Annotated in this window: 18 protein-coding genes; 10 read left to right on the plus strand and 8 right to left on the minus strand. The window is 69.9% G+C overall.

All coding sequences use genetic code 11. The features are described 5' to 3' along the window. Positions 1 to 15: 15 nt before the first annotated feature. Genes R9X44_RS27735 through R9X44_RS27770 form a run of 8 tightly spaced genes read right to left on the minus strand, consistent with a single transcriptional unit; the run spans position 16 to position 8146 of the window. On the minus strand, positions 16 to 1311 hold the full coding sequence (locus R9X44_RS27735) for an MlaD family protein (RefSeq protein WP_319817249.1): 1296 nt from the start codon (positions 1309 to 1311) through the stop codon (positions 16 to 18). After that, positions 1308 to 2303 (minus strand): MCE family protein, encoded by a 996-nt coding sequence (locus R9X44_RS27740; protein ID WP_319817250.1) that lies wholly within the window; start codon positions 2301 to 2303, stop codon positions 1308 to 1310. Before R9X44_RS27740 ends, R9X44_RS27735 begins: the two co-directional genes overlap by 4 nt. Beyond that, positions 2300 to 3310: an MlaD family protein gene (locus R9X44_RS27745; protein WP_319817251.1), complete on the minus strand. Its 1011-nt coding sequence runs from the start codon at positions 3308 to 3310 to the stop codon at positions 2300 to 2302. The genes R9X44_RS27740 and R9X44_RS27745 overlap by 4 nt, the downstream gene beginning before the upstream one ends. Further along, a complete protein-coding gene (locus R9X44_RS27750; protein WP_319817252.1) occupies positions 3307 to 4323 on the minus strand; it encodes an MlaD family protein in 1017 nt (338 codons plus the stop codon). Before R9X44_RS27750 ends, R9X44_RS27745 begins: the two co-directional genes overlap by 4 nt. Then, on the minus strand, positions 4323 to 5414 hold the full coding sequence (locus tag R9X44_RS27755) for an MlaD family protein (RefSeq protein WP_319817253.1): 1092 nt from the start codon (positions 5412 to 5414) through the stop codon (positions 4323 to 4325). Before R9X44_RS27755 ends, R9X44_RS27750 begins: the two co-directional genes overlap by 1 nt. Continuing rightward, positions 5414 to 6475, minus strand: a complete 1062-nt coding sequence (locus tag R9X44_RS27760; protein WP_319817254.1) for an MlaD family protein — start codon at positions 6473 to 6475, stop codon at positions 5414 to 5416. Before R9X44_RS27760 ends, R9X44_RS27755 begins: the two co-directional genes overlap by 1 nt. Then, a complete protein-coding gene (locus R9X44_RS27765; protein ID WP_319817255.1) occupies positions 6472 to 7326 on the minus strand; it encodes an ABC transporter permease in 855 nt (284 codons plus the stop codon). Before R9X44_RS27765 ends, R9X44_RS27760 begins: the two co-directional genes overlap by 4 nt. A 16-nt stretch (positions 7327 to 7342) precedes the next feature. Continuing rightward, positions 7343 to 8146: an ABC transporter permease gene (locus tag R9X44_RS27770; protein ID WP_319817256.1), complete on the minus strand. Its 804-nt coding sequence runs from the start codon at positions 8144 to 8146 to the stop codon at positions 7343 to 7345. Positions 8147 to 8387: 241 nt separating this feature from the next. Between R9X44_RS27770 and R9X44_RS27775 the strand changes: the two genes are divergently transcribed. The 10 genes from R9X44_RS27775 (at position 8388) to R9X44_RS27820 (ending at position 19062) form a co-directional block, all read left to right on the plus strand. Beyond that, positions 8388 to 9578 (plus strand): M20 family metallopeptidase, encoded by a 1191-nt coding sequence (locus R9X44_RS27775; protein WP_319817257.1) that lies wholly within the window; start codon positions 8388 to 8390, stop codon positions 9576 to 9578. A gap of 72 nt (positions 9579 to 9650) precedes the next feature. Further along, positions 9651 to 10292 carry an HAD family hydrolase gene (locus R9X44_RS27780; protein ID WP_319817258.1) on the plus strand — a complete coding sequence of 214 codons (642 nt, stop codon included), beginning with the start codon at positions 9651 to 9653 and terminating at the stop codon, positions 10290 to 10292. A 27-nt stretch (positions 10293 to 10319) separates the two neighbouring features. Then, positions 10320 to 11495 (plus strand): helix-turn-helix transcriptional regulator, encoded by a 1176-nt coding sequence (locus R9X44_RS27785; protein WP_319817259.1) that lies wholly within the window; start codon positions 10320 to 10322, stop codon positions 11493 to 11495. 211 nt (positions 11496 to 11706) lie between these two features. Beyond that, complete coding sequence (locus tag R9X44_RS27790) at positions 11707 to 12030, plus strand: hypothetical protein (protein WP_319817260.1); 324 nt, start codon at positions 11707 to 11709, stop codon at positions 12028 to 12030. Beyond that, positions 12027 to 12257, plus strand: a complete 231-nt coding sequence (locus R9X44_RS27795; RefSeq protein WP_319817261.1) for a hypothetical protein — start codon at positions 12027 to 12029, stop codon at positions 12255 to 12257. The genes R9X44_RS27790 and R9X44_RS27795 overlap by 4 nt, the downstream gene beginning before the upstream one ends. 116 nt (positions 12258 to 12373) lie before the next feature. Then, complete coding sequence (locus R9X44_RS27800; protein WP_319817262.1) at positions 12374 to 12535, plus strand: hypothetical protein; 162 nt, start codon at positions 12374 to 12376, stop codon at positions 12533 to 12535. 89 nt (positions 12536 to 12624) lie between these two features. Then, positions 12625 to 15393 (plus strand): lantibiotic dehydratase, encoded by a 2769-nt coding sequence (locus tag R9X44_RS27805; protein ID WP_319817263.1) that lies wholly within the window; start codon positions 12625 to 12627, stop codon positions 15391 to 15393. Next, complete coding sequence (locus tag R9X44_RS27810; RefSeq protein WP_319817264.1) at positions 15390 to 16733, plus strand: lanthionine synthetase C family protein; 1344 nt, start codon at positions 15390 to 15392, stop codon at positions 16731 to 16733. The genes R9X44_RS27805 and R9X44_RS27810 overlap by 4 nt, the downstream gene beginning before the upstream one ends. Next, positions 16730 to 17956 carry a methyltransferase, FxLD system gene (gene fxlM / locus R9X44_RS27815; RefSeq protein WP_319817265.1) on the plus strand — a complete coding sequence of 409 codons (1227 nt, stop codon included), beginning with the start codon at positions 16730 to 16732 and terminating at the stop codon, positions 17954 to 17956. Before R9X44_RS27810 ends, fxlM begins: the two co-directional genes overlap by 4 nt. Beyond that, the gene (locus tag R9X44_RS27820) at positions 17953 to 19062 is read left to right on the plus strand and encodes a hypothetical protein (protein ID WP_319817266.1); all 1110 of its coding nucleotides are present in this window, start codon (positions 17953 to 17955) and stop codon (positions 19060 to 19062) included. The genes fxlM and R9X44_RS27820 overlap by 4 nt, the downstream gene beginning before the upstream one ends. Positions 19063 to 19134: the final 72 nt, after the last annotated feature.

A 19134-nucleotide genomic window follows, 5' to 3' on the forward strand; every position in this document is an offset into this window, starting at 1 on the left:
GTTCCTCCTGGGGGGTCACCGGCTCCGTCGCCGGATCAGCACGGGCAGGGTACGCGCGGCGACCCGCGCCAGCACGGCGAGCGCGAGGACCGGCGGCAGCCAGACGAGCCAGCCGGGCGGCCCGCCCGCCGACGCGTCCGCGACGGGCCGCGCGACCGCGGTCCCCGGCGTGACGGGCGTCGCGGGCGCGGCCGAAGCCGTCTCCCGCTCCTTCTCCTCCGGTGCGTCCTGCACCGCACCGGGCGCGGCCTTGAACGGATTCGTCCCGTTCGCACAACTCGGGACATCTCCCACCGAAGGCTGCGGCAGCGGCTCCCGGTACTCCTCGGGCGCGGTCCCCTTGGTCGAGAGCACAGCCGCGAGGTTGATCGCCGCACCCGACGACGTCGGCCGGATGATGTCGTCAAGCGCCGCGATGAGCGTCCCGGACATGCCGAGCGTGTCCCGCACGTCCCGCATCCTCGCGGGCGTCGCGACGGCCCCCAGCGCCTCGCCCAGCGCGTCGACCCCGCACCCGAAGTACGGGTCGGTCGCCGCGGTGAGGTTGGTCAGCCGTGTGGTGAGGCCCGGCGAGCGCTCAAGGATCTCGCGGAGTTCCCCGCGCAGGTCAGACAGGGGTCCGAGCAGCGCGGCGGTGTTGTCGATGCTCGCGCCGAGCGCCTCGGGGTGCCCGGCGAGGGAGCGGGTGAGCCGGGACAGGTCGCCGGTCAGGCCCTCGATGAGTTGGGTGCGTCCGGCGAACGCCTCGGTGAGCGCGGCGCTGCCGTCGATGATCTGGCGCAGGGAGTCCTCGCGGCCCTCCCAGCCGTCGGCGAGCTCACGGAAGAGGATCTTGGTCGACTCGGGGTCGATGGCCTTGAGCCCATCGATGACCTGCGCGAACAGGTCGCCGTACGCGACGGGCACCGACGTGTGCTCCTTCGGGATGCGGCCGCCCGGCTTGATGTGGTCGCCGAGATCCGCGCCGGGCCTCGGTGCGAGGTCCACGTACGGTTCGCCGACCGCCGACTTGCGCCCCGCCGACGCCGTCAACGCCGCCGGGATTTCGACCCCCCGGTCGATCGCGAGCTCCGCGACGACCATGTGCGCGGGCGCGTCGAGCCGCAGCGACCTGATCTTCCCGACGCGCACGCCCAGATAAGCCACCTCGAAGTCCTCGTGCAGCCCGGGCGACGAGGCGAACTCGGCGGTGATGACGTAAGGCCGCTCCACGAAGTCGAACCTGACGACGTTGGCCAGCGCCCACACCGTCAGCACGGCCGACAGCAGCGCGAACACCGCGACGTTGACGAGGATGCGCCGCCCGTTCACCGCCCGCCCCCCTGGATGATCTGGTCGAGGAACGGCAGCACGTCGTTCCCGTGCTCCTCGGCGTTGTTGTACAGCCCGAGCTTGAGCGCCCCGTAGACCATCAGCTGTCCGTCCCAGACGACCTCGGGAAGCACCTCCTGGAACCCGATCAGGCTCTTCAGCAGCGCCGAGATCCGGTCGCCGCTGCCGCCCAGCGTCGCCAGCGTCGGATCGAGCCGCTTGACGAGCAGGCGCAGCTTCTCCGCGCGTCCGGCGAAGACCTTGTCGTTCAGCCGACGCGCGGTCGTGGTCAGGTCCTCGACGGTCCCGAGGATCTCCGCCTTGTTGTCGGCGATGAGCCCGATCGTCTTGTCGATGTCGCTCGTGCCGAGGGTGTCCTTGTGCGCCTTCAGGGTCTCGCCGAGGTCGGCGAGGCGTTCGATCGCGCGGCCCAGGTCGTCGCGCTGCTGGGCGAAGGCGGCGACGAGGTCGGCGGACTGGGTGACCATCTTGTGCAGGGCCGGGCCCTGGCCGTCGAGCGCGGTCGCGGTCTCGTTGACGAGCGTGGCGAGGTCGTCGCCGCTGATCGCTTCAAGGATGCGGCCGGCGTCGCCCGCGACCTGCTCGAACGCGGGCGCGACGCTGGTCCGGGTGATGCGGGCCCCGTCGCGTAGGAACGGGCCGGTCGCCATGTCCGCGCCCTCGGGGAGGGTGAGTTCGACATAGTTCTCGCCGAGCAGCGAGGTCTGCGCGATCTCGGCGGCCGTCCCCTCGGGGATCTTGTACTCGTCCTCGATCGAGAAGCGGACCTCCGCCTCATAGCCGACCCTGCGGACGCTGACGACGCTGCCGATCGGGATGTCGCTCATCTGCACGCTGTGGCCCGCGACGAGGTTCTGCACGTCGGGGAAGGTCGCGACGAGCGTCACCGCGCCGGTCGGCGCGCCGAGCGTCGAGGGCGAGCAGCCCGCGACGAGCGCCGCGGCGACGAGCAGCGGCACGAGCCGTCTCACTTGTCCTCCCATGGGCAGTTCGAGAACGTCGGCGCGGGCAACAGGCACTCATCCGGCAACCCGAGCTGTTTCATGAGCGCGCGCAGGCTCGGATCGACGGCGAACTGCAGCTCGGCGACGTGGCTCTTGCGGTTCCACGACTTCAGGAACGCCCGCGCGACGCCCGGCAGCGCCTCCACCAGCTGCGCGAGCTGTTCACTGTTGCCCTTGACGACGAGGGACACCTGGGTGAGGACGCGGACGTCGTCGGCGAGGGTCCCCTCGTACTTCTGCAGCAGGACGTCGCCGCTGCGCACCAGCTTGACCAGGCCCTCCACCAGGGTCCGGATCGCCTCGCGCTCCTGCGCGAACACCTCGGTCGCGGACGAGACCTGCTCGATCATCGTGCCGAGCGCGTCCTCCTTGCCCTCGACCACCTCGGCGAGGGACGCGAGGTTGTCGGCGAGCTGGGCGAGCGCGTCGGCCTGGCCGCCCAGCGTCTCGGTGAGCTGGCCGGTCTGCTGGAGCGCCGCGTTGAACGCCTGCCCGTTGCCGTCGAACGCGGCCGCCGCCTTCTGCGTGACGCGCCTTGCCTGGAGCGGGTCGATCGCGGCAAGGACCTCGGTGAACGCGGCGAGCGCTTCGTCTGTCTCGATCGGCAGCGTGGTGTCGGCCTGCTCGATGACGTGGCCGTCCTTCGCCTTGGGCTTGCCCGGCGAGTACGGCGGAAACAGGACGAGGTTCCGTTCCCCGACGAGGTTCATCGGCATGATCGACGCCTTCACATCGGCCGGGAGCGGCACACCGGCGTCGACGGTCGCGCGGACCCGAACCCGGTCGCCCTCGATCACGACCTCGTTGACCGTCCCGACGTCCACGCCCATGACCAGCACGTGTGAGCCCTCGTAGAAGCTCGTCGCCCGGTCGAAGTAGACGGTGACTGACGTGCCGCCGCCCGGCAGGACCGCGCAGCCGCCCGACATGAGCAGCGGAAGTGCCGCGGCGAGCGCCGCGAGACGTGTCCTCACGGCCGCGCCTCCGGGGGAAGGATCGTCTCCGAGCCCTGGAGGATGCCGAGGCCGGTGACCATCGCGGCCAGGCCGTCGCCGGTGCTTCCCGCGTTGGCGAGGCCCGCGAAGGTCGGGCCGAGCAGGGCGAGGTCGGTGTTGAGGTCGGCCATGCGGGGCTCCAGCCGCTGGGTCAGGGTGTGCAGGTTGGCCAGGAGGTCGTCGAGTTCCTTGCCGCGCTTGCCCACGACGTCGGCGAGGCCGTCGACCACGCGGGAGTTCGCGCCGAGGGACGCGGCGAGCTCGTCCCGGTGGTCGGTGAGGGTCTCCAGCAGGGTCTGGGACGCCGTGAGCAGCCGGGCCAGGTCCTCGTTCTTGGTCGCCAGGACCCCGGTGAGCCGGTTCGCGTCACTGATGATCCGCTGGAACTGCGGGCTCTTGGCGTTCAGCGCGGCGTTGAGCGTGCTGACGTTGGTGAGCAGCTTGTTCAGGTTCTCCTGGGACGGCAGGTCGATCTTCTCCGTCTCCTCGAGGATCTTGGTGATCGACTTCATGTCGAGCTTGCCGAGGTCGCCCGTCGTCTTGTTGAGCGCGGCGACGACCGTGTACGGGGTGCCCGTCCTGTCCTTGGGAATCTCCCGCTTGGCCTCGGGGAGGTCGGCGAGGTAGGGCTTCTGGACGGGGCCGGTGAGCTTCAGGTACCTGCCGCCGAGCAGATTCGCGAGCTGGACGTCGGCGCGGGTCTGCGGGCCGAGGTCGATGCCGGACTCCACCCGGAAGGTGATCTTGACGAGTCCCTCGTGGAAGTCCGGGTCGATCGCGGTGACCTTCCCGACCTTCACCCCGGCCAGGCGCACGTCGTCGCCCTCCTTGAGGCCGCCTGTCTCGGCGAACACCCCGGTGACGTGGTAGCCGCCCTGCAGAAGGCCGAGCTGCCCGTACACGAAGGCGAACGCGATGCACGAGGTGAGCAGGCCGAGGGAGACGAGCGCGACGACCCGTCGGTTGAGGTCGCGCAGTGAGGGCAGCGGCATCAGCCCACCCCCTTCGTGAGCCGTGCGACGAGGTCGGCGAGCTGTTCCTGGCCGTCGAGCATCTGCTGGCGGCTCGTCTTGTTGCCCGGACCGGAGAGTTTCATCTCCGTCGGGCACTCGCCCTGCACGAGGTTCAGGCACATCGCGTTGATCCGGACATAGTGGCCGCCGTTGGTGACGGTGAAGAGCGAGCGCAGCGCGGGCGGCAGGCCGGTGACGATCGTCTCGAGCTCGTCCATGTCGGAGACCGCGGTCTTCACCACCTTGTCCAGGTTGGCGACGGTTCTGTCGAGTTCGCGCTGGTTGCCGCTGACGACCTTGTCGAGCACCTTGCTCACCTCGGCGAGTTCGGTGCTTGCCGAGGCGAGCACGTCGGTGTTCCCGGCGAACGCCTCGCTGATCGCGACGAGATCGTCGACGACGCCCGCGATCTGCTCGTCGCGCTTCACGGCCGTCGCGGTGAGGGTCGAGTAGCTGTCGAGGATCGAGGTGAGGTTGTCCTTGCGGGTGGCCAGGGACGCGACGAGGTTCTGGAGGCTGACGGTCATCAGGCCGATGTCGTCGCCATTGCCCTCGAGCATCGCCGCGGTCGCCTGGAGGATCTTGTTCAGCTGGTCGGGGTCGAGGCTGCCGGTGAGCGGGCCGAGCGAGTTGACGATCTCGCCGAGGTCGACCACCGCCTTGGTCGCGGCGACGGTGTCGCCGTCCTTGAGGTATGCGCCGTCCTTGCCCGGCATGAGGTACACGAGGCGCTGGCCGATGAGGTTGCGCCAGCGGATCTCGGCGGTGGTGTCGGCGGGCAGCCTCAGGTCGCGCTCGACCTCCATGGTGACCACCGCCCTGCCGGACACCACGGCGACCTCGGTGACCTTCCCGACGGGCGCGCCCGCGACCTTCACCAGGTCGCCTTCGAGCAGGCCGCCGACGTCCTCGAACGACGCCTTCACCGCGTACCGCTCGCCGTAACCCGCGCCGACGATCTGCGCGCCGATCAGGTAGGTGAGCAACGACGTCACGACGGTGAACAGGGTGAACTTGATGAGGACGTGCCGCGCCGGACCGCGCTTCGCGCCGCCGCGCTCGCGCGCCATCACGGCCTCTCCTTACCTGCGGAAGGGCTGCCGCCGTACATCCAGGTCGCGGGGCATGCCTCGTTGAACGTGTCGCAGAGGTTGAGGGAGACGAAGAGGTTGACCGCGCCCATCTTGGTGCCCTCCGGACCGGGGAGCTGGAGGATCGCGGCGAGGCCGCCGAAGAACTCGTTCAGGCCGCCGATCAGCTCGCGGAGCTCCTTCTGACGGGGGTAGAGGGTGTTGTTGACCAGGCTTGCCCGGTCCACGAGCTCGCCGAGGGCGTCGCCGTCACGTTCCAGGGTGCGGGAGAGCGTTCCGGCGAGGGTGCGGGCGTTGGCGAGGGTCGCTTCGAAGTCGTCGGGGTGGGCGGCGAGGGTGTCGCTGAGCGCGTCGGCGTCCTCGATGATCGCGGCGATCTTGTCGGACCTGCCGCCGAGGACGTCGGACAGGACGGCGAGGTCCTTGAGGGTGCGCGTCGTCCGGTCGAGGTCGGCGTGCGCGGTGTTGAGGATCTTCGCGGCGTCGTCCGTCGTCTTGTGGAGTTTTGCGCCGTTGCCGCGCAGGGCCGCGGCGAGGGTGTGCAGGACGGTGGCGACGTCGTCGGGGTCGATGGCCTCGGCGAGGTCGGCCAGGGGGCGTCCGGTCTCGGAGAGTTCGGCCGGGTTGACCGTCTTGGTGATGGTGGAGCCGTCGGGGAGGTAGGGGCCCTGGCCCTCGCCCGCGCCGAGGTCGAGGGCGACGTCCTTCGGGCCGAACACCGACAGCGGCTCGATCTCGGCGCTGACCGTCGCCGGGACGCGCACGCCCTTGTCGACCCGCAGCCGGACGACGGCCCTGCCGCGCTCGTCAAGCGTCACCGAGGCCACCGAGCCGACGGTCATGCCGCGCACCTTGACCCGCGACTTCGCGTCGAGGCCCTGGCCCGCCCGGTCGAACACGGCGGTGTACTCGTGCGCGGGCGGCTCCGACGGCGTCGCGCCGGCGACCGCGAGGGCCGCCGCGGCGGCGAGCACCGCGGTCCCGACGAGCGCGAACCTGAGCCGTGACGCGCGGGACAGGGAGATGTCTGATCCGCTCATCCGGTGATGCTCACCGTCCCTCCGTGGCCCCAGAAGATGTAGGACAGCAGCAGGTTCACCAGCACGATCGCCACGCTCGACTCGCGGATGGCCCGTCCCGCCGCGACGCCGACCCCGACGGGCCCGCCCGCCGCGTAGTAGCCCCGGTAGCAGTGGATGAACATGATGATGAAAGCGAAGACGACGACCTTGACGACGCTGTACAGCACGTCCTGCGGTGGCAGGTACAGGTCGAAGTAGTAGTCGTAGACGCCCGCCGACATCCCGAAGAACTGCACGGTGATGAACCGGGTGGCGAAGAAGCTGGCGAACAGCGCGAGCAGGTACAGCGGCACCAGCGCGACGACCGTCGCGGCGATCCGCGTGCACACCAGATAGGCGATGGAGTTGATGCCCATGACTTCGAGCGCGTCGATCTCCTCGCTGATGCGCATCGCGCCGATCTCGGCGGTGCAGGCGCTGCCTACCTGGGAGATGAGCGCGATGCCGGTGATGACGGGTCCGAGCTCACGGATGTTGGAGAAGCTGGAGACGAGCCCGGTGAAGGACTCGACGCCGAGACGCTCCAAAGACGGGTAGCCCTGCACGCCGACGATCGCGCCGGTGAAGAACGACATCGCGAAGATGACGAACACCATGCCGCCGCCGACGAACAGCGCGTTCACGCCGATCGTCATGTCGCTCATGTGCCGCACGACGGTCTTGCCGTACTTGCGGCGCAGGATCAGGTCGGCGAAAAGGTGGTGGATGACGCGGCCGAGGAAGATCGGCATTCCGGCGAGCTCGGGCAACCGGCTCACCCGATCCTGGACGACCGCGCCCAGTTTGCGCCCGGGGAGAATGGCGGCCAAGGGGGGTTCCTCGCAGCTAGATCTTGGGTGGAACGAGGACGAGGTAGAGCGTTTCGAGGACGTAGTTGAGGAAGAACACGAGCAGCGACGTGGCGACCGTCGCGCGGGTGACGGCCCTGCCGACCCCGGCGGGCCCGTAGTCGCACGTCATGCCCATGTGGCAGGCGACCGCCGCGGCGACGAGGCCGAAGACGAACGCCTTGAACAGGGTGATGCCGAGGTCGGGCAGCTGGAGGAGGGTCGCGGCCCCGTCGAAGTAGGCGCCGGGGGTCACGCCCTGCTGGACGACGTTGAAGTAGAAGCCGCCCGCGGTGCCCGACAGGATGACCAGCGAGCACAGCAGGACGCTGACGACCGCGGCCGCCCAGAGCCTCGGGGTGACCAGGCGGTGGGTGGGGTTGATGCCCATCACTTCCAACGCGGACAGCTCGTCGCGGATGCGTCGCGCGCCCATGTCGGAGGTGATGGCGCTGCCGCCCGCGCCGGAGATGAGCAGCGCGGAGGCGAGCGGCGCGATCTGGCGGACCATCCCCGCGACGACGAGCGCGCCGGTGCTGGACTGCGCGCCGATCTGGCGGGCGACGTCGCCGACCTGGAGCGAGATCGTCGCGCCGAGCGGGATCGCGATGAGCAGCAGCGGCACGCTGGTGACCCGGACGATGAACCACGCCTGCTCCACGAACTCGCCCCACCAGGTCCTGAAGTCCCAGGTCCTGCGGAGCCCTTCGAGGAGCGTGACGAACAGCTCGCCGACCTCGTCGAGGAGGGCCAGGACGCGTTTGGCGAGGAGGCCGGGCCCCCGCCGCACCAGCACGGCCATCGGTCGAATCCCCCTTCGCACCTCGTGTGGACGACGGCCCCGCGGGGCGACGTGCGTCACACCCAGGCGGGGTCGCCGCACTCTACTGGCGGTGAGTCCAAAATGGGAATAGGCGTTGTCAGATTGGTGGGATCGCCCGACGCGGCCCCTGAGCGGCTGTGTTCTGCGACGAGATAATGTGAATGACTTTCACGTCTACCGGGGCGTTGCCTTGCGCGTCCGGGCAGGGTTGGATCGTTCTGTGACAGTGACGCTCGCCGACGCCTCGGCCCTCCAGGACGACCTCGTGGCACTCCGGCGTGCGATCCACGCCGAACCCGAGACCGGCCTCGACCTTCCCGCGACCCAGGACAAGGTCCTCCAAGCACTGCGCGGCCTCCCGCTGGAGATCACCACCGGCCGCGCGCTCAGCTCAGTCACCGCCGTCCTGCACGGCTCACGGCCCGGCCCGACGGTCCTGCTGCGCGCCGACATGGACGCGCTCCCCCTCACCGAGCACACCGACCTCGAGTACCGCTCACGCAACCCCGAGGCGATGCACGCCTGCGGCCACGACCTGCACACCGCCATGCTCGCCGGAGCCGCGAAGCTGCTGTCGCGCGAGGACTTCGCGGGCAGCGTCATCCTCATGTTCCAGCCCGGCGAGGAGGGGTTCGCGGGCGCGAAACTCATGATCGACGAGGGCGTGCTCGAGGCGACGTGGCAGAAACCCGTCGCGGCTTACGCGCTGCACGTGTCGTCTTCGATGCTTCCTTCGGGGTTCGTGGTGAGCAAGGGCGGGCCGATCATGGCCGCCGCCGACACCGTCGAGGTGACCGTGCGCGGCGCGGGGGGCCACTCCTCGATGCCGCACCGCACCCGCGACCCCATCCCCGCCGCCTGCGAGATGGTGACCGCCACCCAGACCTTCGTCACCCGCTCCTTCGACGTCCTCGACCCCGTCGTCGTCACCGTCGGCAGCATCCACGCGGGCGCGGCCCCCAACGTCATCCCCGACGACGCCACCTTCAGCGCCACGGTCCGCTCCTTCTCCACCGACTCCGGCACCCGGGTCCGCGACGGCCTCCACCGCCTCTACCAGGGCATCGCCGCCGCCCACAACGTCGAAGTCGAAATCGACTACCGCATCGACTACCCCGTGACCCACAACAACCCCGCCGAAGCCGCCCTACTGGCCCAAACAGCCCGCACCCTCCTGGGCGAGAACTCCTACCTGGACGTCCCCCAACCCCTCCCCTCCTCCGAGGACTTCTCCTTCATCCTCGCCGACATCCCCGGCGCCCTGGCCGTCCTGGGCGCGACCCTCCCCACCCTCAACCCCGCCACCGCCCCCGGCAACCACTCCGCCGAAGCCCAATTCGACGACTCCATCCTCTCCCGAGGCGCAGCCCTCTACACCACCCTGGCCCTAACCCGCCTAACCCACCCCTAACCACCAGCAGCCCCCCGACCTGCCCTCACGGAAGGCATGAGGCAGTCCGGCGGCGCGACGTACTCTGGTGGCGTGATCAAGGCGGTTGTCTTCGATGTCGGCGAAACCCTGATTGACGACACTCGGGAGTGGAAAGCGTGGGCGGACTGGCTGTCGGTCCCCCTGCACACGGTGTCGGCTCTCGTCGGCGCAGTCGTGGTGACGGGCAGGGACAACGCCGACGCGCTTCGCCTCGTCCGGCCGGGCATCGACATCGAAGCCGAACGCCAGTCCCGCGAGAACGCGGGCCACGGAGAAGTCCTCACCGAGGCCGACCTCTACCCGGACGTGCGCCCCGCGCTCGCCGCGCTCCAAGAGCACGGCCTGTGGGTGGGCATCGCGGGCAACCAGACACGCCGGGCAGCCGAACTCCTGCGCGCCCTGTCCCTACCAGCTGACGCCATCGCCACCTCGGGCGAATGGGGCGTCGCCAAGCCCCACGCCGAGTTCTGGACCAAGCTGATCAAGTGGACAGCCCTGCCCGCACCGGAGATCCTTTACGTCGGCGACCACCCCGCGAACGACGTACTACCGGCACAGGCCGCAGGCATCCGAACGGCCCACCTCCGCCGCGGCCCCTGGGGCCACTTCTGGGCCGACGCCCCATCCGCGACCGCAGCCGATTGGCAGATAACCGAACTCACCGAACTGACGTCGCTGATCATGTCCACCTGATCGGCGACGCGACCGAGCGGAGTCCTGATGATCGCGTCCAAGAACCTGATCGGTCAGCGCATCGCCGCGGCCCGGATGGCACGGCACCTGTCGCAAGCCGCGCTCGCCGAGCGCGCACACATCTCCCTCAGCCTGCTCCGGAAGCTCGAGCAGGGCAGCAGGAACCTCACCGACGACGTCCTGTTCGCCATCTCGGACGCTCTCGGTATCGAACCAGAGCGGCTGACCCTTGCCGAGGCGAAGACCGGGACTCGCGTCCATGCGGCCATCCCACGCATTCGGCATGCCGTCGACGCCTATGACCTCCCGGAGGACGGACCGACACGGTCTCTCGACGAGCTTCACAACATGGTCGAATCCGCCACGGACCTACGGGTGACGTCGCAGTACTCGCGCCTCGGCGAAGCCATTCCCGAACTTCTCGGCGAGCTTTCGCGCGCACTTGATAATGCCCGCGGCGCGGAGCGGGCGCGTGCGGCCGAACTGTTCGCACTCGCCTACCGATCTGCGGACGCCGTCGCGTACAAGTTCGGCTATCACGACCTGTCGGGGCGCATGGTCGAGCTGATGCGATGGAGCGCTGCCATCTCTGAAAGCCCGGTGTTGGTCGCCACGATCGCCTACGTACGCACGGAGACGTTCTTCGCGAGCCGCAACCTCGCGCCCGGCCTCCGTGCCCTGCAAGCGGCCTTGCGCCCCATCCCCTCGCCGAGGACGCCCGAGGAGATCGCCGCAGTCGGCGCCCTCCACATGAGGGCCGCTGTCGTCGCCGCGCGGCTGCTCGAAGACACCGAGGTCGCCGACGAGCACATGCGGCAGGCGCGCCGCCTGGCTGGTCGAGTCCCGGAGGGCATTTACAGCGGGACGGCGTTCGGACCGGACTCCATGCGCGTCCATGAGGTCTCTGTGGCCGTGGAGCTCGGCGACGGAGTGCGCGCGGTTGAGGCCGCGGAATCCTGGGAGGTCCCGGCGTCGCTGCCTGCGGAACGCCGATCGCACTTCTACATCGAACTCGCGCGTGCGCAGCTCTGGCTCGGGCAACGCGACGCCTCACTCCAGTCCCTCCAGGAAGCGCGCCGAATCGCTCCGCAGCACGTGCGCGAGCATCGCCAGGTTCGCGACGCGCTCGCGACGCTCATCCGTCTCTACACGTCGCCGCCCCATGCCCTTCTGAGCTATGCCGAATGGGCAAAAGCCATTTAACCCGGCAATTCACACGGGGTGACACAAGGTGTGTCACTGGCAAAAGAGTGGACCCGCAACTATCTAACTGCGGGTGACCGCCAAACTCATATGGCTTCCACCAGCGAGTGACCACCTTGAACGAAGACGGCCCCGGCCCGTCGCGCCAACGACGAGGAGTTCCGGGGCCTAGCCAGGAAACGGAGTCCTGACTGTGGCCAATGCTACGACCATGCGCAGAGCCCGGGAGTACGCGACGAAACAACGCATCGGCGGCGGGCCGGCGCCCATCTCGGAACCGCTCACCGCGCTCAAGACGCGCTTCCCCAAGGCCGTCATCTGGTTCGGGGAGGCGACCGGGAAGTTCTGGGCGCTCGTCGGTGACCGCCTCATCGAGAACGAGACGGCGCGCGGACTCGCGCTGAACCTCGGCATGGAAGCGCTCGGCTGGTCCGCACCCGAACCGGAGACGTTCGTCGAGCCCGTCGGCTGGTTCCGCAGCCGCATCGGGATGTTCCGCCCGCGTGGCGCCGGTCTGGCGGCGGTGGCGGCGTGATCTACGTGGTCACCGGCCCCGAAGGCCCTCGACACCCCATCCTCGCCGTGCTGCTCCCCAAGCCTGCGGTGCCGCGGGAGGACATGCCGGAAAGCGGCTCACGCGTCTATTGCCTGGACGCCGACGGCGAACTCGTGGAGATCACCACCTCAGAACCGACTCCGGACCTGCGGACGCTGATGCTCCGCGCAGAGCAGGACTCCGTCGCATCAGGTGCCTCCGCGTGAGGACCGGCGATGACGGAACCACAGCGGGACATCGTCCCGCCCGTGACTTCGGCTCCCTGGCCGGCGGCGCGCCAGTGGGACGGAGCAGCACGATCGCCGCGCCGCGAGGAGAGGCAGTGACCATGCAGACCAGCACCGAGGTCCTGGACGACCTCACCAACGATCTGTTCGACCTTGACGCCCGGACGGTCGCGAGCGACCTCCTGGTCGTCGACAGCATCACCGACAACGGGTGCGGGACGCTCCCCGCCTGCCGCTACCCCGACCCGCAGAGCTGACCGCTCCCTACGAGACGGGCCACGGCCCTCAAGGAGAGTGTGCTGTGGCCCGTCCGATCTTCACCGCCCGGCCTCACGCCCTCGCTCGCGTGCCTCTTCTCCCCGCATCAGGCGGCGGTGTCGGCTCGGCCGAGCTGCTGGACGAGGCGATCTCTCTGGCGAGTCCGGCAGCCCAGGAGGCGGCCGAACGCGGCGGGCCGGGGAGCCTGACGCGAAGGGCCTACGGGATCAGGGCGCAGACCCGCGCCACCCCGCACGGTGTGTTCGCGGGTGTCGCCGACGCCTTCTTCGCCGAGACCACGGACCTCCGTTTGGGCTCGGACCACAGAACCGTCACCTATCCCGATCCCGCGTGGCTGAACAGGCTCGTCAGCGAGGTCATGAACGGCCCCGATGGCATGGGCGAAGCGACAGTGACCACCAACAACCTCACCGTCACGCGGGGTGACCGCTACGAGATCGAGGCCGCGCTCAACGACAGCGCGACGCGGACGACGACCAGCGTCCGCGCCACCGACGTGACCCGGTTCGTTCTCGAATCCTGCCGCGAAGGAAGGCGCGCTGCGACGGTCTTGGCCGAGCTGGCGACACGATGGCCCGCCGGTCCAGCAAAGCGTCTGCTGCGTGAGCTCCTGGACAGCGGATTCCTGCTCCATGACCTCGTCCCTGACGATCCGCGCTCCGATCCTCTCGGGCACCTGCTGCTTCGACTGCCTGCGGATTCATCCCGTCGACAGCGGCTGGACCGGCTTCGCGCGCTCCTGATCGAGGCCGACCGCCATCGCCCCGGAACACCGAAGAGGCTGGCGTTCCTCACTGACGCTCTGGCCACTGCGCGTGACCTCATGCCGGCCGATCGGATCCTCCGCGTCGACACCGCCGTCGACGCCACCGTGACGCTGCCCGCCGAGGTCGCCCGCAAGGCCGCCGAGACCGCGAGCCTCCTGTGGAGGATCGGATGGGGGACCGATCCGCTTGACGGCTACCACCAGCGGTTCCTCACTCGCTACAGCACCGCACGGGCCGTGCCGCTCCTGGAACTGCTGGATCCTGTGGTCGGTCTCGGCCCCGTGGAGGAGATGGAGACGATCGGAGCCGCTGCCGACGACCCGACCCGGTCTGCCGTGCTGGCCCGGCTCTTGGCTGACGCCGCGGCACACGGGCGGACCGAGATCGTCCTGGACGCGGCGGACGTGGACCTGCTGACCAATCGCGCTCCCGCAAGCGCGCCGCGTACGGCTGAGATCTCCTTCCGGCTCCTGGCCGACCCGACGGCGTCCTGCCCGTTCCAGATCGTGGTGTCCGGAGGATCACAAAACGCGGGATCGACCAGCCGCCGGTTCTCCCCGCTGCTCGGCGTCGCGCCTGCTCCGCCCGCAGATGAGACCGCCCCCGTTGACGCCGAACTCGTGGTCCGGCCCCGGCGAGCCTCCCTCGCTTCGGTTTCCGCGCAGACCAGCGTCGCGCGCCGTCGAATTCCGATCGGCGTCCCGTCGCGTCCGGGTGACCTCGATCTGGCGGCGCTGACGGTGTTCTCCGACGGGCACCGGCTCATCGTCTGGTCTCAGCTCCTGGGTCGGCCCATTCGTCCTGTGCTCCGCAGCCGGATCGCGTTGCCGCTCCTGCCCTCGGCCGCCCGATTCCTGGCGATGGCCGGTCACTCGGGAGAGCGCCCCTGGCACTGCTGGACCTGGGGAAGTCTCAAAGCACCGTTCACCCCCGCCGTCCGCTACCGCGACGCCTGGCTCACCACCGCTCGCTGGACCCTCCCTCACCATCTGGCCTCGGCGTCGAGCAGCGCCGACCGATGGGACCGCACTCTGGCGTCATGGCGGCGAACGGTGGTTCCGCCCCTGCCCGACGTGGTGGTCACCGACGACTCCGACAGGCAGCTCGTTCTGGACTTGTCGCGAGCCGACGACCGTGAACTCCTGCGCCGCTACGTCCGGCGGGGGCTGGCGGCCGTCACCGCCCCACCGGGCACAGCCCGATCCGGCGCCGTGATCCCCGGCCCTCACGGCGACCACGCTCTGGAACTTGTCGTCTCCCTGGACCGCGCCGGGCCGCAGAACGACCGCCCGGCTCCGTCCGTACCGTCGCCCCGCCGCACGGGCGACGGCCTGTACCTCCCGGGCGGGCCATGGCTGTCGCTGGCTCTTCAGGCCCCGGCGGCCTGCCACGAGCCGATCCTGATCTCACTCGAACGCTGGATTCAGGACGCTCCCGTCGACTGGGACCGGTGGTTCTGGTTGCGCTTCCACGACAGCCGACACGGGGAACACCTGCGGGTCAGGTTCCAGGGCGACCCCGCCCTCCTGTACGGGACTTTGCTGCCGTCGCTGGCGACGTGGGCGACCGACCAGCGAGCGCGGAGGCTGATCAGTGGGTTGTGCGTCGAACCATACGAACAGGAGACCGAACGGTACGGCGGCCCCGAAGCCATAACCGCCGCTGAAAGGTTCTTCGACGCCGACAGCCGTCTTGGCCTGCGCCTCCTTTCTGCCAGTCGGCGGGAAGAGCAGCGCCTCGCCGCCGCCGCGAACGCCGCCGTCGAGATCGCCCAACGCATGGGCGGCGGAACGGCGTCTCTGCGTCGGCGTCTCGACCGAGCCGACCACCACCGCATGAACGTGCTGCGCCCCCACGTCCGCCGCGCCGCCCCAATGCTCGGGAACGGGTGGGAAGCAACGCTCGACGCCTACGCCACCGCGCTCTCCCGACCGGACGAGGCGATCGCTTCCGATCTGATCCACATGCACTGCAACCGGCTGGCCCCCGGCGACGAACCGCTCGTCCGCGCGTTGGCGGCCGATCTGATCGCCCACCGCGTCCACCTCACCGAAGGGTCGCCCCGATGACCGTCAGCCCGATCCCCACCGGTGTCCTTCATCCCGTCGCAACCGCCGTCGCCATCGCCGACCGGCTGATCGACCCGGTCCCGATCATCACCGCCACCGGACCCGCCGCGACCTCTCTGTCCCGAGGGCTGGCGGGCACCGCGCTCCTGCACGCCCGCCTGTCCCGGCACGACCGGCGATACGCCGCAGCGGCCGACGCCCACTGGTCGCGCGCCACCCACATGAACATCGAGACCCCGCCACGGACCGGTGGTGTCTTCAACGGGATCGGCGCGCTGGCCGCCTCCCTCATCCTCGGCACGCCCTACCTGGCGGACCCCGGCCGTCATCAAACCTCGGTCGACCGATCAGTCCGCTGGCTGGCCGCCCGAGCCGCCGCCGTCGCGGCCTGGCAGCGCGACCGACGGACCGCCGGCGACGCGGGAACTCCCTGGCAGACCTTCGACGTCATCAACGGCCTGGCGGGAATCGGCAGGGTCCTCTTGGCCGCCGCCCAGGAAGGCCACGCCGATGCCGAAGAGGGCCTGCACGCAGCGCAGGAATCCCTCATCGCCATGATCGAAACCCCAGACGGGTCGAGACCCGGCTGGTGGCGGCCTGCTCCGCAGCACCCTGCCGCGCTCGCCGACCCACACAACGTCGACGCCGCCAACACCGGACTCGCGCACGGCATCGCCGGGCCCCTGGCCTTCCTCGCCGCATGCCAGCTCACCGGCCACGGCTCCGTCCGGCAGGCCGAGGCCATCCGAGTCGCGTCGGATTGGCTGCTGGACTGGCGCGACGGTGACGGCTGGCCGCCCCAGATCACCGCCGACGACCTCGCCGGAACCGCTACCGCACCCAGCACCCGAGGCCGCCGCGACGCCTGGTGCTACGGAGCCCCCGGCATCGGTGTCGCCCTCCACGCCGCGGGCCACGCGCTCGCCGACCCGGACCTGATCGGCCTCGGCCTGGCCGCGATCGACGCGCTCGCCACCCGGTCCGGCCGCTGGGACACCGAGGGAGCCACGATCTGCCACGGAACCGCTGGCGTCCTGCTTTGCGCCGCAGCCGCGGGCAGCATCAGCACCACGAACGCCGCACTCGCCGAGCTGACCGCGCAGCACGACCCGCGACTCCCGTTCCTCTTCTCCCACTCCGACCACGGCACGGTCACCGACGAGCCCGGCCTCCTGGTCGGCGCGGCCGGAATCGCCCTGCTGTTCGCCGACATGGCCGAACCCGAGACACCGGCCACCTGGACCGCAGCCCTGCTCATGCCAGCCGCGACCAGGCGCGGCGAGCGCGGTCCGTTTCACTCCCTGTCCAGCGCCACGACCGAAGGTAGGTTCCCACGATGAACACCGGCACCCGTGCCACCGCCGACCAGCTCCACACCGGCCTCATCGACCTCCTGGTCGCCCGAGGAACCGTGACCTCGCCGCAGGTGGAAGCGGCGCTGCGGGCGGTGCCCCGCCACTCCTTCGTCCCGGACTCGCCGCTGGAGACGGCCTACGCGCCCGACGACGCCGTCGTGACCAAGCGCGACGCCGACGGAGTCGCGCTCAGTTCGGCTTCCGCGCCCGGAGTCGTCGCCGCGATGCTGGAACAGCTCGACGTCCGACCGGGGATGCGGATCCTGGAGATCGGCGCGGGCACCGGCTACAACGCCGCTCTGCTCGCCACCCTCACCGGCCCGACCGGCCACGTCGTCACCGTCGACATCGACGCCGACGTCGTCGCCGGAGCACGCGACGCCCTCGCCGCCACCGGATTCACCCACGTCGAGACGCTGACCGCCGACGGCGCGCAAGGCCACGCGCCCGGCGCCCCCTACGACCGGATCATCGTCACCGCCGGAGCCTGGGACCTGCCACCCGCCTGGTGGCAGCAGCTCGCCCCCGCCGGCCGCCTCGTCGTCCCCCTGCGCATCACCGGCGGAACCAGCCGAGCCATCGCCTTCGACCGCGAAAACGACCACCTCACCAGCCGCTCCATGATCACCTGCGGATTCCTCGCCATGCGCGGCATCGACGCCCGAGACGAACCCGTCCTCACCCTCGCCACCGGCGTCAACCTCCTCCTCAACGAAGGCGGCACCGCCGCAGCCGAACCCATGTCCGACGCCCTCACCCAACCCTCAACCCGCACCCGGTCCGGCGTGACCGTCCGATCGGGCCAGCCGTTCCAGGACCTCGACCTGTGGCTCGCCACCACCAGCCCAGGCTTCTGCCGCATCATCGCCGCTCCCGACGCCGTCACCAGCGACCTGGTGACCCCCGCCTTCCGCTGGGGCGGCGCAGCCCTCACCAACTCGACCGACTCCTTCGCCTACCTCACGATCCGGCCCGCCGAACCGGAGAACGCGAATACGTCAGACGGCCGACCGACGTTCGAACTGGGAGTGCGCGCCCACGGACCCGACAGCGACGCCCTGACCCAGGTGCTCCTTGACCAGATCCGTCGATGGGACGACGAGCACCGCGACAGCATTCCTCGCATCGACGCCCACCTCAAGCCCGCCCAGCCCGTCGCCGGCACCATCATCGACAAACCGCACTCCGTACTGGCCGTCACCTGGTGAACCAAAATCCGGCGCTACGCGAGGACATCGCCCGCCGCTTCCCCCTCGTGCCCCGCCCCACGCCTCCCTGCCATCCGCTAGAGGTCCGTGTCCGCCAGATCACCGACCTGGCGGACAACGGAGCCCACGGGAACCCGGACCAAGCCGCCACCTCCGCTGCTCAGGCCCTCAACTTCGCTGCGCTCATCGCCAGCGATTGCGGCCTTCCCGACCTCGCCCACCGGTTGTGCCGCCGCCAGTTCGAGATCTTCCGCGCTGCCGGCCCCTTCGACGCCGCGACCGCGAAGCTCGCCCTCCAGCCCCTGATCAACCTCGGCCGCCTCCACACCCGCGACGACGACGGAGTCACGGGCCACAAGCTGATCAGCACGTTGTACGCCACAGTTCGCCGTCGGGAGGCGGTCCTCATCGACGGCATCGCCACCGACTTCGACGGCTTCACCCGAACCCCGAACGACCATCGAGAAGTCGTCCGATGGCTGTGGACCGTGCTCCTGACCGACGGAACCCGCGCCCTGGCCCAAGCCCGATGCTGGGACCAGGCCCTCCAACACCTCCACGACCACAAGGGCATCGGTCACGGCCTCCTCGACGGCCGCCAGGTTGCGATCATCGCCCACCACGCCCTCGGCGACATCAGGACTTTCACCGACCTCCTGAACGCCACCCCCACACCCACCCGCTGGGAAGCCGCCGTCAAGGCCACCCTCACAACCCTCACGGGCCACGGCATCTCGAACACGACACTCGCGGACAGCTGCCTCGCACTCGATGACGACGATCCCCGACACGTACTGTTCAGGACACGCCTCGGCCTCGCCATGCTCGACCTCGCCGACGAAGAACCCGATCGCCGACTGGTTCGGGCGATCGAGTCAGACGCGCTACGGACGAAGGACGCCTACGCCGCGCGAGACATCCTCAGGAGCCCCGCCGGCCAAGCCCGCATCTCCGCCTCCGCGCGGGACACACTGACCGAGCTTCTGGACGCCTCCGGACTGAGCCAAGGCACCGTCCCCGCCGAACTCCTCAAGCAGATCACAGCCACCACGTCGGCAGCAGAAGCTTCATTGGCCAAAGCGCTCGTACTGATGCCCCCGCCGTAGACGGCTGATCGGTGGGGGGCTGTCCTGGGTGGGTGGGGCGGGGGCGGCGGGGTTGGGGGGTGAAATCGGGGG

This window comes from Actinocorallia sp. A-T 12471 (assembly GCF_033875155.1).
Classification (GTDB): domain Bacteria; phylum Actinomycetota; class Actinomycetes; order Streptosporangiales; family Streptosporangiaceae; genus Actinocorallia.

What these genes read in the sequence shown, in the direction of transcription:
- R9X44_RS27750 (WP_319817252.1), bottom strand. Translation starts at nt 4,323, where the DNA reads ATGCCGCTGCCCTCACTGCGCGACCTCAACCGACGGGTCGTCGCGCTC.
- R9X44_RS27755 (WP_319817253.1), bottom strand. Translation starts at nt 5,414, where the DNA reads ATGGCGCGCGAGCGCGGCGGCGCGAAGCGCGGTCCGGCGCGGCACGTC.
- R9X44_RS27760 (WP_319817254.1), bottom strand. Translation starts at nt 6,475, where the DNA reads ATGAGCGGATCAGACATCTCCCTGTCCCGCGCGTCACGGCTCAGGTTC.
- R9X44_RS27770 (WP_319817256.1), bottom strand. Translation starts at nt 8,146, where the DNA reads ATGGCCGTGCTGGTGCGGCGGGGGCCCGGCCTCCTCGCCAAACGCGTC.
- R9X44_RS27785 (WP_319817259.1), top strand. Translation starts at nt 10,320, where the DNA reads ATGATCGCGTCCAAGAACCTGATCGGTCAGCGCATCGCCGCGGCCCGG.
- R9X44_RS27790 (WP_319817260.1), top strand. Translation starts at nt 11,707, where the DNA reads ATGCGCAGAGCCCGGGAGTACGCGACGAAACAACGCATCGGCGGCGGG.
- R9X44_RS27810 (WP_319817264.1), top strand. Translation starts at nt 15,390, where the DNA reads ATGACCGTCAGCCCGATCCCCACCGGTGTCCTTCATCCCGTCGCAACC.
- fxlM (WP_319817265.1), top strand. Translation starts at nt 16,730, where the DNA reads ATGAACACCGGCACCCGTGCCACCGCCGACCAGCTCCACACCGGCCTC.